This window comes from Caballeronia mineralivorans PML1(12), from assembly GCF_001028175.1.
Classification (GTDB): domain Bacteria; phylum Pseudomonadota; class Gammaproteobacteria; order Burkholderiales; family Burkholderiaceae; genus Caballeronia; species Caballeronia mineralivorans.
Window position 1 is genome coordinate 21,815 of the sequence record NZ_AEJF01000108.1, and the last position, 14,067, is coordinate 35,881.

Consider the following 14,067-nt stretch of genomic DNA (forward strand, 5'->3'; position numbering starts at 1 on the left):
ACGCGAAGTCGTATGCTCGAACTGTCTGACTTCGCGGCCACCTCGGCTTCGAACCGGTGCTGAAGTTGGGGCATGCAGAACTGACGTCCTGGCCGCTAAGGGGTGCAGTGGGGTTGGAGGATCCAACTGCGCATCCAAAACCGCTAGTTCAAGCGGAAACTCTCCGGAGTGAGTCTGCTCTCGTGGGGGTCGGCCTTGCGACACCCGATCCCGCACGAATCAAACTTTAGACGCGCATGTCTGCTCCCGAACGAGAGGACTAGCTTTGTTTGAGGTACTGGCAACTACGGCATGTTCGGCGAGAAGTTGTTCGATTTCGATTGAGAAGTATCCAATCTCTTCCAGAACTTCGGAGGTCTCCCATCCGCGCGGCTGTGAAAATGTTCCTGGAGAGGGATAGGCGTCATCGGAGCTGATGGTCGACCGGATCGCCATTGTCTTGCCCTCGGTGGGATGGTCTTCGTGTTTAAGTAACCCGACCGCATTCAAATGCGAGTCCAGAGGTAGGGTCTTGAGCGTGTGGCAGGTCTTGACAGGCATGTCCGCCCGCTGGGTCTTCTCCCACAGTGGCCATGTGCGCGCCACTGACCGACAGCATCCTTTCCCTTGCGTCTGCGGCACTATCGCGGGCATCGGTGTTCTCATGGGACGGGCGACCACAGATGTAGATTTATTTGCTACCTGGGTGGCGACTATCTACCTGCGGCCCGCGCTATGAGCTTTGTCAAGCATAAACTCTATGAAGGTTAGCGTCGCGCGGGTGTGGTGGCGATTGGGCATGTAAAGCATGTACATGTGAGTGCCGAAAATGCTGAGGCGCCACTGGTCCAAGGCAGTGACGACGTCGCCTCTAATGATGTCTTCCTGGACCACATAGTCCGGCACGATACCAACGCCAAGTGCAGCGAGAATTGCCTTACGCAGGAACAAGAAATTCTCCGAAATAAGGCCCGGCTCAAGCAATACCTCGTGCCTATCATCGTGCAGATAAGCAGCGACGCGAAGTTGGCGTCCGACGACAGCAGAAGTGATCAGGGGCGCAGTGCGGAGGTCTTCGAGACGGACCGGCATGCCGTGTTGCTCCGCATAAGCAGACGAGGCGCAAGCGACATAACGCACTGGCCCCAAATCGCGCGCGACGAGGTTTTGTGGTGGGTCTGACATGACGCGTACTGCAATGTCCACTTCATCACGCAACAAGTCTTCGACCCGGTTCTCGAATATCACGTCGAGCACGATGCCAGGGTATTGACGTCTGAACTCTATCAACCAGTCGGACATGACGATCTGCCCGTAGCCGCTTGGCACTGAGAGGCGAACGCGTCCCTGGAGACTTTGGCCGAGTGTTGACACAGATTCGTTTGCCGCAAGCAAAGCGTTCTGGATAGTCCGGCCGTGTTCGTAAAGCTTCAGCCCGATCTCGGTCGGTTCGACCCGCCGCGTTGTCCTGCGCACCAACTGTAATCCGATCGACTTCTCGAGATTGATGAGGTGATAGCTGACATTTGCTCGGCTCATTTTGAGTCGGCGCGCGGCCTCGCTGAGGTTGCCGGCATCAAGAATCTCGACCAACAGGGTAAGGGAGTGTACGTCCACCATCTACCTCAGTGTCAAAAAATACTTGACAGTCTGTCAATGACTGATGTGATTGTCAATTCCTGCCGTCGACGTGAGAATCATCGAAACGCTTCGCAAGCTAGGGATACACGGCCGATGACGCCATCCATCGCTTCTCAATCAGTCGTCGTTACGCACGAGCTCCATGGAAATATTCTGCTTGTCATCGTCGACAATCCGCCCGTCAACGCACTGGGCGTCGAAGTGCGACAAGGTCTCCTGGCCGCGGTCGAAGCAGCAGAAATGAACGATGCCGCGCGTGCAGTGTTGATCATCGGTGCGGGCCGCAATTTCATAGGTGGCGCGGACATTCGCGAGTTTGGCAAGCCATCGCGACTCCCGACGCTGCCGGACGTCTGCAATGGCATCGAGTCGTGCCGTAAGCCGGTTGTCGCGGCGATTCATGGCGCAGCGCTTGGCGGAGGCCTGGAGGTGGCTCTGGCATCACACTATCGGATCGCGGTGGATGGTGCGAAGCTCGGCTTGCCGGAGGTGAAACTGGGACTGTTGCCCGGCGCGGGAGGCACTCAGCGCGCACCACGCCTGATCGGCGTTGAGGCCGCATTGTCCTTGATGCTGAGCGGACGTCACGTTGGTGCACAGGAGGCCTTGAGCCTCGGTCTCGTCGACCGTGTTGGCCAGAGCGACGACATCCTCGCGGAAGGACTCGCATACGCGCAGGAGTTGCTTCTGGCACACGCACCGGTTCGTCGCACACGTGATGCACTGGGACTCGCGCATGGAGAGTCAAGCGCTCCCGCGCTCTCCGCGGCACGAGCAGACATTGCAAGGAGTTCGAAGGGTCTTTTTTCGCCGTTGAAGATTGTCGATTGCGTCGACGCCGCCGTAACAATGCCATTTGAAGAAGGTCTGCGCTTCGAGCGGGAGCAGTTCCTCGCATGTCTGAACAGCCCGCAACGTGGCGGCCTCGTGCACGCATTTTTTTCTGAACGCGAAGTGCAGAAGGCGCCTGAGACCCGCACCGCGGTGCCACGCCCGATTCATGCTGTCGGCGTGGTCGGCGGCGGCACGATGGGCGCAGGCATCGCAGTTGCATTGCTCGATTCAGGATTGCCCGTCACGATGATCGAACGTGACGACGCATCGCTCGCACGCGGTCGCGCACACGTCGAAAAAGTCTACGACGGACTTATTGCAAAAGGTCGCCTGACAGACAGCGAGAAGGGAAAGAAGCTTGCTTGTTTTACCGGCAGCATCTCCTATGACGCGCTCGCGGGCGGCGATATGGTGATCGAGGCCGTATTTGAGGATATGGCTGTCAAGCAGGCGGTCTTTGCGGAGCTAGAGCGCGTGTGCAAGCCCAGTGCGGTGCTCGCGACCAATACGTCATATCTGGACATCGACGCTATCGCCGCCAGCATTTCTCGCCCTCAAGATGTGGTGGGCCTGCATTTCTTTTCTCCGGCGAACATCATGAAGCTCTTGGAGGTCGTGGTGCCAGCACGTGTCAACGCTGAGGTCGTCGCAACTGCGTTCGACCTTGCGAAAAAGCTCCGCAAGATTCCGGTGCGAGCCGGAGTGTGTGATGGTTTCATAGGAAACAGGATTCTCGCGGTCTACCGCGCGGCCGCTGACCACCTGATGGAGGATGGCGCCTCGCCGTACCAAATCGACAAGGCGGTGCACGACTTCGGCTTTCCGATGGGCCCTTACCAGGTCATGGACCTTGCTGGCGGCGACATCGGCTGGGCTACCCGCAAGCGCCGCGCGGTCACGCGAGATCCGAACGCGCGCTATGTGCAGATCTCGGACCGGCTGTGCGAACGTGGCTGGTTCGGCCAGAAAACCGCGCGCGGTTTCTATCTCTATCAACAAGGCAGTCGCACGGGTACGCAGGACCAGGAAGTCAAGGCCATCATCGCTGCGGAGCGCGAACGCGCGAGCGTCACGCCGCGCACTTTCAGCCATGAGCAGATCATTCGCCGCTACATGGCCGCGATGATCAACGAGGGTGCGAATGTTGTGCACGAGCGAATCGCGCTGCGTCCACTCGATATCGATGTCACGCTGATCAATGGTTTCGGCTACCCCCGGCATCGCGGGGGGCCGATGAACTATGCGGACACCGTTGGTCTCGCGAACGTGCTTGCCGACATCCGCGAGTTCGAAAAGGAAGACCCCTTGTTCTGGCGTCCGTCGCCGCTCTTGGTGAAGTTGGTCGAAAGCGGAAATAACTTCGCCAGTCTGAACCAAACTGCGTGATTGTTGCGCGTTCACATCTTCGAAGAGACTTATCCAATGGACCTGAATTTTAATCCCGAAGAAGAAGCATTTCGGCTAGAGGTACTGCGTTTTTTGAGCGAACGGCTGCCGCGGCGCATCGCCGACAAGGTACATGCGGGAAAGCGCCTTACGCGCGATGACATGGCCGAGTGGCATCGAATTCTGAATGACAAGGGCTGGCTCGCAAATCACTGGCCACGAGAATATGGTGGCCCCGGCTGGAACGCGGTGCAAAAGTTCATCTTGGAGAACGAATGCGCAATCGCCGGGGCTCCACGCATCGTGCCCTTCGGCGTCAACATGCTCGGACCAGTGCTTATCAAATATGGAAGTGAAGCGCAGAAGCGCTACTGGCTACCACGCATTCTCGATGGATCTGACTGGTGGTGTCAAGGTTACTCCGAGCCCGGTGCAGGGTCCGATCTCGCGTCGGTACGCACGACAGCAGTGCGACGAACCGATAACTGCGGAGACTACTACGAGGTGAATGGCCAGAAGACCTGGACGACACTCGCGCAGTACGCAAACATGATCTTCTGCCTCGTGCGGACCGCCACGGACGTGCGCAAACAGGAAGGCATCAGCTTCCTGCTAATCGATATGAACACGCCGGGCGTCGAAGTGCGGCCAATTATCACCCTGGACGGCGAACACGAAGTGAACGAAGTGTTCTTCACTGACGTCCGGGTGCCGGCAGAGAATCTCGTTGGAGAGGAGAACAAGGCCTGGACTTACGCGAAGTACCTGTTGACGTACGAGCGAACGAATATTGCGGGCGTCGGCTTTTCTGTAGCTGCGCTCCAGCGCCTTAAGGGAGCTGCGCAAACGGTCAAGCGCAATGGCCATCCTCTCCTCGATGATCCGCAATTCGCTGCGCGGCTGGCGCGCGTCGAGATAGACCTTCAGAACATGAAGACGACCAACCTTCGGGTGATTGCAGCCGTCGCAGGCGGCGGAGTACCCGGCGCCGAAAGCTCGATGCTGAAGATCCGCGGCACCGAGATCCGCCAGGAGATCTCGTCGCTCCTACGTCGCGCGATGGGTCCTTATGCGCAACCGTTGATCGAGGAAGCGCTTGAGGAGGGCTATGACGGTCCGCAGGTCGGCCCAACTGAGGCCGCTAGCGCCGCATCGCAATATTTCAACAATCGCAAGCTGTCGATCTTTGGCGGCTCCAATGAAATTCAGAGAAGCATCATCTCGAAGATGATTCTCGGGCTGTAAAGGTACCTCAATGAATTTCCAGCACACTGAAGAGCGCCGGATGCTCGCGGATTCGCTTAACCGTTTCATCGCCGAACAATATGGCTTTGAGACACGCGACCGGATCGCGACTTCCGATGAGGGATTTAACGTCGACATGTGGCACCAGTTCGCCGAGTTGGGCGTGATAGGGGCGTTGTTTGATGAGGAGGACGGCGGCTTTGGCGGAGACGGCTTCGACGTTGCCGTTGTATTTGAATCCCTTGGGCGCGGACTTGTCGTTGAACCCTTCCTGGACGTGCTGATCGTCGGGCGTGCGATTGCGCAGTGCGGCAATGAAGCACAGCGCATGCAGATTGGGCGGATGATCGAAGGAACGCGCATTGTCGCTCTAGCGCATGACGAGCCTGGTTCTCATTATGAGGCGTCGCAGGTAGCGACTCGTGCGGAGAAGTACGGTGAGGGCTGGCTTTTAAATGGCGCGAAGGGTGTCGTCCAACATGGCGAGCACGCAGATATGCTGCTCGTTTCCGCACGGACCTCTGGGAGTGCCGGCGACGAGACAGGGATTTCTTTATTTCTTTTGCCCAGCGACTTGGAAGGAATGCACGTGCGCGGGTATAGGAAGATTGACGGCGGGCGCGCGGCGGAGATCGTACTTGAAGACGTGGAAGTCGACTCTGGCACTTTACTTGGAAGCGAGGGGCAAGGTCATGCCACGCTTGAATACGTTATTGGTTACGGCCTAGTAGCGCTCGTTTCTGAAGCGGTCGGCGCAATGGATGTCGCGAAGGACCAGACGCTGGACTACCTCCGTACACGCAAGCAGTTTGGCGTTCCTATCGGCAGTTTTCAGGCCCTTCAACACCGTATGGCGGACCTGTTACTTGAGATTGAGCAAGCGCGATCGTCAGCGATCAATGCCGCTGCGGCGCTAAGCGCAAATCGCACCGACCGTGAACGTTCGCTTTCAGCTGCGAAGTACACCATCGGTCGGGTCGGTGCGCTTGTCGCCGAAGGATGCATTCAGCTTCACGGTGGAATCGGAATGACGTGGGAGCTTCCGGTTTCGCATTATGCCAAGCGTCTCGTGCTCATCGATCATCAACTAGGCGACGAGGACCATCACCTTGATCGCTACATCGCATTGTGCCGTGCGTCGAGAGAATCCTTCATGGCAGGCAATCGATCGCAAGAAGTGGACAAATAGCTTTCGCTGCTACTGTCAGTACCGGAGTTGAGCAATGAAGATGCTGATCGCTGCGAGGCGGTTGATCGACTATCACGCGAAGATTGCGTGAAATCGGACAATTCGAATGTCGAGTTCGCGAATGAAAGATATCAATGAACCCCTTCGATGAGACCAGCTGTTGAGGAAGCGGTCCGCTTGCGCGAAGCCGGTGTGACGGCTGAGGTCGTTGCTGTGTCGTGCGGCGTGACGTAAATCAGGAGATGCAGTGTGCCGCGATGGCGACCGCCGCGGATCGAGCGATCCTAGTCGAATCGGCCAGGGCACACCAGTCCATTGGAGCTAGACATGTCGATTGTCCGTCCCGGACAGGTGCGGTCTGACGCAGCGAAGATTGCTAACGAGGAAGACGCATCTCTTTGGCGGTGGTTCTCCGGCCTTTACGATGAGGGCCGTATAAGGTGGTGTAGATCAGCTCAGGGGTGGCTTGTGAGTGTAGATCACAAGCACCTCGCGACCGAACCGGACTTTGACTCTGCTATTCGAGTGTCTCGGCGCCGCTATTTCTCTCGAGGTCGGCACCGACTGACAAAGCCCCCTTAATCCCTTGCCGGAACTGCCACTCAACAGTGTGCGATTTGCTGCGGCATCCGGGATCAGAAAGGGACGTGGCGTAGCCAGATTGCGGGAAATGCCGCGTCGTTCAACGTCTTCGCCACCGCGCGTGATTTTCCAGCGAGGATCATTGCGTAGTTGGGGCGTTCGCCACAGGGGATGAAGCCGAAAGTCAGCCATGCAGCACACGACGTCCAGTGCGATCGATGCAAAGTACAATGTCGACGTAAGGTGCGATTCGATTGCCGATCGTGAAGCAGCCAGGCTCCGGTTAGTCCAGAGCCACGTGCTGACTAACCCAGCGGCAGAAGTCGCTAATAATGTCCGCTGCCTGATCGATTGCCTGTCGGATGCGTTTCGCGCGCCGCCACGGGAGACGCAATTGCTCGTGCCGAGGTGCGAGCACGGCGGCATATGCGCAACATGTCGAGCTCAATCGAAACGTCCCTGACTTCCTAGCTCGATGAGCGCATCGACGACATGCCGGACTTTCGGCCGCAGGTGAGCCACCTTCGGCCATATAGCATGGACATCTACGGGATCGGGCCGATAGTCGTCGAGGACCGTGACGAGGTGGCCCGCTTCGATAGGCTTGCGGAACAGCGACAGTGGCATTTGGCACAGACCGAGCCCGGCCGCGGCAGCGTCGATCATCGCCTCGCCATCGCTTATCTGATGCGTCGGTGGAGGATGCAGCCGGAATGACTGGCCATCTTGCTTGACTCGCCACGATAAGGGCAGGCCGCGGCGGTAGCCAACAACGCATCGGTGCTCGTCGATATCGTCGAGGTTCTGTGGCGTGCCATGACGTGCCAGATACGCGGGGGATCCACAAATCACCCATTGTTGCGATGCCAGTCGCCGTGCCACCACGCCGCTCGAGTCTGCCAGTTCGCCGAAACGAATGGCGAGATCGACTCCCTCCTCGACCGGATCGATCACGTGGTCGGTGAAGGTCATCGTGAAGTGCAACCCGGGGTAAGCGTTCCCGATCTCCAAGAGGATCGGCAGCATAAACTGCCGGCCGAATGCAGACGCCATGTCGATCCGCAAGCGCCCAACAGGCTCACGGGAGCGCGGGCCGAGACCGGATTCTGCCGCGGCGATTTCATCGAGCGCCGACGCGCATGCGGCAAAGTAAGCCTCGCCGTCGGCGGACAGGGTTATGCGCCGAGTCGTCCGGTGAAACAGATTGGCGCCGAGCCGCTGCTCCAACCGGGCAATCGATTTGCCGACCGCCGATTTAGAAATGCCGAGTTTTTCCGCGGCTTCGGTGAAGCTGTTCGAACGTGCCGTCGCGACGAACGTGGCGACCCCGTTGAGCGATTCTAATGGAATCATAGGATGGCCTAGGACGAAGATAGTCGACATATTTTCTACAGAATGTCGCATTTTAGCGTGTTTATCAGCGGTCAATTCGCCGATAGCATGATAGCCGTGTCAGCTGCAACGAATTCGATGCAGTGACCGCTTGCGCCCGATCCGCCCGAGATTGCGATGCAGTCAGCCTTTCTTTGGTCTACCATTCTTGAGGTGCCGTATGTCTGAAGTTCAATATCAACCGTCTATCCTAATTGTTGGCGCATCGCGCGGCATCGGTCTGGGTCTTGTTCGCGAATATCTCAGCCGAGGATGGAGAGTGATTGCGACCGAGCGCAGGCCCTCAGTCGCACTGGCTGGCTTGGCGGCGAATGCGGACAGCAGACTGGTCGTCAAAACGCTCGACATTAACGATCGCGATCAGATTTCCGCGCTGGCCGACAGCCTGCGCGGCGAGTCGCTCGACGTCCTGATCGTGAATGCTGGCGTCAGCGATAACGCAAACCAGACGATCAACGAAATTACCACGGAGGAATTTGCGCACGTGATGGTCACGAATGCGTTGAGCCCACTGCGCGTGATCGAAACGCTGAGTCGCGTTGTAAAGGCCGAGGGACGCGTGGCCGCTATGTCGACAGCGCTCGCCAGCATCTCCACCAACACGGATGGCGGCTATGAAACGTACCGCGCCAGTAAGGTCGCGCTCAATATGTTACTGCGCAGCCTCGTTGTGCGCGCCGGCGGTCAGCGTTCGTTCCTGGCCCTGATGCCGGGTTGGGTGCGAACCGACATGGGTGGACCGGATGCGCCAGTCGAGGTGAAAGAAAGCGTGCGTGGCCTCGCCGATGTGATCGATCAGCATGCTGGCAAGCCGGGTCTTGTGTTCGTCGACTATCAGGGCAACACGATCCCTTGGTAAGGACGCTGTAGCCGCGAGAAGCAGGGTGTCGGCGGTCATACTTCGGGCGGCGACCGGTATTTCCTGGGGCATTCGCGATCATCGCGGCGCTGTGGGCGGTATTGACTGTCCTTAGCCCCGCTTGCGTTTGCGCTCTCGTCGGTGGAATGAGCGTTGCAGGGCCACCTTGCGGTCAATCTTTCAGCCGGAGGGAGGGGTCGTGATGGAGGGCTGTTGTTCGATCGTATCTGAATGTGGGGGAGAGCCTATTACATCGGCTCGCGCAAACCGGCGCTGACGAAGTATTGACCGACGCTCGTGTCAAGGCGTCAAGCATCACGATGCCGATCTCTATCGCTGGCATCCAGATACATGGCAGATTTGCTTAACTAGCTGATGTCATGTCTGTTCGAGGAACACCGCCGCGCCCACACGGTGGGGACAAAGCGTGGCAATCCTATCGAATTGTCGCGAGCGGCGAGGGGAATATTAATCCCAGCGCTTGAAACCGTCGAATTGGGAGAGGTAGATTGGGGCGAACGCGTTGAGTTTCTGGCGTGCCCCAGTGTCGGGATTGCCGTAGACGACGAGCCCCTTGACCTTTACGAGGGATAGAAACCGCTCGGCGTAAGGTCCGAACGTCTGTTCGACGTGTTCGACGATCGCCCGGGAGTCCCGATAACGCTCGACGATATGTGCGGTATTGCCATCGTGACTCGCGCTGTATTCGTACATGATCGTACCGGGCTCAGCTCCGGCGAGCGGGACTATTTGCGCTACCAGTTGCTTGAACTCGTCGAATTTCCCGGGTTGGACTTCGAGGGAAAATACACAGGTGATTTCGTTATGCATGGTATCTCTCATCGCGTTAAATTTTGCCGCTCGTCACGGCATCGAGGCGTTGCCAACCTGATCCGAATGTCTGCGAAGACTCGCGCTATCGACCTGTTGTCGGAGAGGGCATCGCATTTAAAGATACGGCTGCCGACTTTTCAAAGGCGAAGAGCGCGATAAACGCGAACTCTCGCGTCCCAGCGAACGCAGAGACGAGAGAAACGGCGGCCGGACAAACCCGCCCGTTCTGCAGTGATGGCGTCAGGAGGACTTTGGACCTTCTCCAAACAGTTGACCAGCACCAGCCCAATCTGACGGGGCGATGTCTTCGAAGATGACATAGATATACTTCGGATCGGTACCGGTGTTCTTGACAATGCTTTCGGTGATTTCGGCGGCGACTGCCTTTTTGGCGGTAGTGTCCTTGCCTTCGAACCAGCTCACACGTACGACGGGCATGACGGAGTCCTCAAAGAATATGCGGTGGATGTTGCGCAGTAGCAGCGGTATGGGTGAGCCGCCACGCCAGCGGGTGAACTTCGAGAAGCAGTCTATCGGAGTCGTCAACGAGGATAAACAACCGGAATATACGATTAGAGTAGAAAAAAAGTCGACAATGAGCGTTTTGAGATTGAAAATCACCTGGGCAGTTTGATAACAGCCGGCCGGTAGGTTGCGGGTCAGCCACGGCCAACGCGGCTCCGAGCGCGTTTCGTACGAGTGATCAGATTGATTGTGTCCGCATATCGTCGGCCTGCGATGAAGTTCTGCCAACGACGATATCAAGCTCGCCGCGTTTGGGCTGTTGAATCAAGGCTACTGTCGCAGATCGTCAGCGCACTGCCGATGGATTGCGATTTGATAACTTATCCGTGCGGCACGGGCGTGTGATAGCACGCGCTGAAAGTGAGCAGAGGGGTCCATAGGCCGAACGCCATACGTCCTAGTAATGGCGCTTAACTCCGCCCAGGTGCGACTTTGTCATTCACCGGGAACCAGTAGAAAACGGGCGCTCCCTTGCCCACTCTCTAGTTGCTGGTGGCCGAGTGCGGCATCACGTAGCGGCAACGTACGATAGGGGATCGAAGCGAGTTTGCCGGAAAGCACCGCCGATACGATCATTTCGATCGCAAGGCGTAACCCGTCACCGTCAAGGCTCTCGGTCGAGTAGCCGGTCAAAACGATGGGCTTGATGAGGTGCCAAGCGTCAAAGCCGACGTTGCCACCACCCACCGCGCCCACGAGCGACAACCTACCTTTTGGGCGCAACGCGGCGCATAGTTTCGGGAACAGAACACCACCTACTGTATCGAGCACACCGTCGAACTGATCTTGTCCGAGCGGTAGATCGTCCCCCTTCGGTATGACAACCACGTCTCGTGCGCCCAGTCGGCGTACATGTTCCTCCTGCTCCTGTCGCGCGATTAGCGCAACGACCTCTGCGCCGGTTGCGCTGGCGATCGCGGTGGCGGCGGAACCCACGCCGCCCGCCGCACCGGTCACAAGGATGCGCCGATTCGTCGAAGTGCCGATGCGCTCCAGTCCATGAAACGCCGTCACGGCAGCCAGACCAAGTGCCGCTATTTGCAGAATATCGATATCGCCCGGCAACGGGGCAATCGATCCTTCCGCCACGTCGACGTATTCCGCATACGCGCCTGGACGCCACGCGCGAACGCCACCCAGCCCCTGCATCATTGTAATGACACGCTGGCCAACCCTAAGACCCGTCACGCTCTCGCCGATGGCCTCGATCGCCCCCACCACCTCGACACCAGGAACGTAGGGAAACGGAGCCACCTTTGCAATTGGCCAGTTCCCAGCGCGGATTTTGAGATCCGTGTGATTGATGGCGGCCGCCATTGTCCGGATCCGGATGTCGTTGGGAGCGAGCGGGGGCAAACGGGTGGTTTCGAATCGCAATACGGCCGGGGGGCCGTATTGGCGCATGACGATCGAACCGCTGACTGATTGCATGACATACCTCACTACATTGCAGGTTATGGCTGCCAGAAATGGTTGCCTGTACTCTATGGGTTAGCAAGGAATTGTCAGGCTGTAAATCGAAGAATTTTCTATCACGATAGGAACACCGTGGCCGACGCCAATGCACATTGTGCACAATGCGAAGCTCCCTTGCGTGCGTTGCAATTGATTCGTCGCGGTCGTCACCAGACGAGCGTCGCTCATGCTGAGCAGATGCCCAAGTGCAACTCCGTCGCCGTTCGGGTTCACGCGAGCGGCGCCATCCGCGACATTGAGTGTGAGCATCATAGCGATGCATTGCGATGCGAACGGCTTCGTTGAGTTCGATCTCGTCGAACTGGTCGATCGTCATGTTCAGATCCGACAATGACTTTCGCGTCGCGTCGCGGGCGCCGGGCCGATCTCTATCACGCGCGACGCATCCGCGGCCGTTGGCATGCCGTGCAAGCGTGTACGCGGCGTGAAGCAAGGCTCTTCGCGGTTTTCTCGTTGGCGAGCAGCGACGCCGCCGCGCCGTCTTTGACGCCCGACGCATTACCCGCATCATTGGAGCGCGATTTTCTGGCCTTTTCTCCAGTAAGTAATTGGTAAGTGCATCAGACATACAGTCGATCCCGTCTCGCTTCATTTTGTCAGGAGCGACTGTGAAAAAAAGATGTTACCGGAAGCAACCTTTACTGTCGGCCATGGCATTGGCCATTCTGTGTTCGGGAACAGCTGCGGCCGAAGCTGAAAATGCGGAGCTCGTCGGCAGGCCGGGAGACGGATTTACGTGGTTAAGCGATGCACCGAATGTCACCCATTGGAGCCTGGGTGCTGGACTTGGCGTAATGCCTTCTCGGTACGAGGGCGATCGTATGCGGTACCTTCCGATTCCCCTCCTCGTGTTCGATAGCAAATGGACGCGCGTTGCTACCACGAAGGCGGATCTGAAGGTCGGCACCTGGAGCGGCGCGAGCCTCACGTAGCCTCTCCACTGGCAAGGTGCCGCACATTACTCCGCTAGTCCAACGGACCATGAAAGCAACAGTTTCAGCTGTCACTTTCTCTGCACCGACAATCAGGTTACCTTCACTCTCTTGATCCTCATCATCGACGACGGTCAGAGGCGAACCGTGCGCCATCACCGGTAATGCGCGCAAGATCTATCGCCGATCTTGTTGGGGTTGTGCTTTTCTTCGTGCACAGTCGAGGCTAGAGGGCGAATTCGTCGAACACAAGTTGGCGCAGCCATTGATTGCTCGGCTCGCGATGATTTCTCGCGTGCCACAAAACATTGATAGTGATGTCCGGAATTTTGACCGGGCATGGCGCACTCAGCAGATCGAACGGCGCGAGGGTTCGGTTCGCATATGCCTCTGGGACGACGGCGACTAAGTCAGTTGTCTGCAGGATGTGCCCGACAGCTACGAAGTGGGGCACGCGCAGTCGCACGTTCCTCTGTATGCCTGCCCGCTGGATCGCAGTATCGACCATGCCATGTCCGGTGCCCTCCGCAATGATTGAGACATGCTCAGCGTTGAGAAATGACTTCATTGTCAGACCTGCTTCCGCGAAAGGGTGCCCTTTCCGGAACAGGCAGACGTAACGCTGCCGAAATAGTCGCCGCTGAAAAAAGGCTGTCTTGAGATCTGGTAGAAACCCGATCGCTAGATCGACCGCGCCGCGCTCCATTTCGTCACGCAGCGTGTCGGATTGATTCCGTACCGTGCTTATCTTGATTCCTGATGCCTCGAGTGCGAGTCGTTTCATTAGACCGGGAAGGAAATAGATTTCGCCGATGTCGGTCATCGCAATGGTGAAAGCGCGAGAGGTCGTGACGGGGTCGAACTCAGGCGTCACGTTCAGCGTGTTGTGGATCGTGCCCAGCGCATAGCCGATCGGTTCAGCAAGTGTCTCGGCGAACGGCGTGGGCACCATGCCTTTGGAGGTGCGAAGAAAGAGCTCGTCGCCTAGTACCTTTCTGAGCCGGTTTAGCGCGTTACTGATAGCCGGCTGAGATATCCCAAGGCTAGCCGCAACGGCCGAAACGCGCCGCTGCCGCAGTAGTTCATTGAAGACGACGAGCAGGTTGAGGTCGATTTCCTGAAGTTCCATCCCTTGTCTCCGAAAGCATGTCATATATTATTGATCCTGGTGATATCAAATATCAAGAATGTTC

At 57.7% G+C, this 14,067-nt stretch carries 10 protein-coding genes and 3 pseudogenes; 5 read left to right on the plus strand and 8 right to left on the minus strand.

Annotated elements, in window-relative coordinates:
* Positions 1-696 precede the first annotated feature (696 nt).
* Positions 697-1,596: a LysR family transcriptional regulator gene (locus EOS_RS16925; RefSeq protein WP_047847899.1), complete on the minus strand. Its 900-nt coding sequence runs from the start codon at positions 1,594-1,596 to the stop codon at positions 697-699.
* A gap of 117 nt (positions 1,597-1,713) precedes the next feature.
* Between EOS_RS16925 and EOS_RS16930 the strand changes: the two genes are divergently transcribed.
* From EOS_RS16930 to EOS_RS49240, 4 genes and pseudogenes are all read left to right on the plus strand, one after another.
* Entirely contained in the window at positions 1,714-3,840 is a 2,127-nt protein-coding gene (locus tag EOS_RS16930; protein ID WP_047847821.1) for a 3-hydroxyacyl-CoA dehydrogenase NAD-binding domain-containing protein, read from the plus strand.
* Between the two features lie 36 nt (positions 3,841-3,876).
* A complete protein-coding gene (locus tag EOS_RS16935) occupies positions 3,877-5,085 on the plus strand; it encodes an acyl-CoA dehydrogenase family protein (protein ID WP_047847900.1) in 1,209 nt (402 codons plus the stop codon).
* Between the two features lie 10 nt (positions 5,086-5,095).
* On the plus strand, positions 5,096-6,274 hold the full coding sequence (locus tag EOS_RS16940; RefSeq protein ID WP_047847822.1) for an acyl-CoA dehydrogenase family protein: 1,179 nt from the start codon (positions 5,096-5,098) through the stop codon (positions 6,272-6,274).
* A gap of 34 nt (positions 6,275-6,308) precedes the next feature.
* Positions 6,309-6,570, plus strand: a pseudogene (locus tag EOS_RS49240) (electron transfer flavoprotein subunit beta/FixA family protein); the annotation flags it as partial.
* A 730-nt stretch (positions 6,571-7,300) separates the two neighbouring features.
* Here the strand turns inward: EOS_RS49240 and EOS_RS16945 are convergent.
* Positions 7,301-8,239 carry a LysR substrate-binding domain-containing protein gene (locus EOS_RS16945; RefSeq protein ID WP_235442847.1) on the minus strand — a complete coding sequence of 313 codons (939 nt, stop codon included), beginning with the start codon at positions 8,237-8,239 and terminating at the stop codon, positions 7,301-7,303.
* Positions 8,240-8,408: 169 nt separating this feature from the next.
* On the opposite strand from EOS_RS16945, the gene EOS_RS16950 reads away from it, so the two are divergent.
* A complete protein-coding gene (locus tag EOS_RS16950; protein ID WP_047847824.1) occupies positions 8,409-9,107 on the plus strand; it encodes an SDR family NAD(P)-dependent oxidoreductase in 699 nt (232 codons plus the stop codon).
* 468 nt (positions 9,108-9,575) lie between these two features.
* On the opposite strand, the gene EOS_RS16955 is transcribed toward EOS_RS16950, so the two are convergent.
* The 6 genes and pseudogenes from EOS_RS16955 to EOS_RS16985 all read right to left on the minus strand — a co-directional run bounded on the left by EOS_RS16955 (position 9,576) and on the right by EOS_RS16985 (position 14,003).
* On the minus strand, positions 9,576-9,938 hold the full coding sequence (locus EOS_RS16955) for a putative quinol monooxygenase (RefSeq protein WP_047847825.1): 363 nt from the start codon (positions 9,936-9,938) through the stop codon (positions 9,576-9,578).
* Positions 9,939-10,181: 243 nt separating this feature from the next.
* Positions 10,182-10,694 carry a tautomerase family protein gene (locus EOS_RS48145; protein WP_235442848.1) on the minus strand — a complete coding sequence of 171 codons (513 nt, stop codon included), beginning with the start codon at positions 10,692-10,694 and terminating at the stop codon, positions 10,182-10,184.
* A 207-nt stretch (positions 10,695-10,901) separates the two neighbouring features.
* Entirely contained in the window at positions 10,902-11,897 is a 996-nt protein-coding gene (locus tag EOS_RS16970) for a quinone oxidoreductase family protein (protein ID WP_047847828.1), read from the minus strand.
* A gap of 60 nt (positions 11,898-11,957) precedes the next feature.
* Positions 11,958-12,448, minus strand: a pseudogene (locus EOS_RS43980) (3-oxoadipyl-CoA thiolase); the annotation flags it as partial.
* A gap of 477 nt (positions 12,449-12,925) precedes the next feature.
* A pseudogene (locus EOS_RS49245) lies at positions 12,926-13,030 on the minus strand (3,4-dihydroxy-2-butanone-4-phosphate synthase); the annotation flags it as partial.
* Between the two features lie 70 nt (positions 13,031-13,100).
* Complete coding sequence (locus EOS_RS16985) at positions 13,101-14,003, minus strand: LysR family transcriptional regulator (RefSeq protein WP_047847829.1); 903 nt, start codon at positions 14,001-14,003, stop codon at positions 13,101-13,103.
* Between the last annotated feature and the right edge of the window lie 64 nt (positions 14,004-14,067).

Coding starts and splice junctions, on each gene's coding strand:
- EOS_RS16935 (WP_047847900.1), top strand. CDS start 3,877: ATGGACCTGAATTTTAATCCCGAAGAAGAAGCATTTCGGCTAGAGGTA.
- EOS_RS16955 (WP_047847825.1), bottom strand. CDS start 9,938: ATGCATAACGAAATCACCTGTGTATTTTCCCTCGAAGTCCAACCCGGG.
- EOS_RS16970 (WP_047847828.1), bottom strand. CDS start 11,897: ATGCAATCAGTCAGCGGTTCGATCGTCATGCGCCAATACGGCCCCCCG.
- EOS_RS16930 (WP_047847821.1), top strand. CDS start 1,714: ATGACGCCATCCATCGCTTCTCAATCAGTCGTCGTTACGCACGAGCTC.
- EOS_RS16945 (WP_235442847.1), bottom strand. CDS start 8,239: ATGTCGACTATCTTCGTCCTAGGCCATCCTATGATTCCATTAGAATCG.
- EOS_RS16950 (WP_047847824.1), top strand. CDS start 8,409: ATGTCTGAAGTTCAATATCAACCGTCTATCCTAATTGTTGGCGCATCG.
- EOS_RS16940 (WP_047847822.1), top strand. CDS start 5,096: ATGAATTTCCAGCACACTGAAGAGCGCCGGATGCTCGCGGATTCGCTT.
- EOS_RS16985 (WP_047847829.1), bottom strand. CDS start 14,003: ATGGAACTTCAGGAAATCGACCTCAACCTGCTCGTCGTCTTCAATGAA.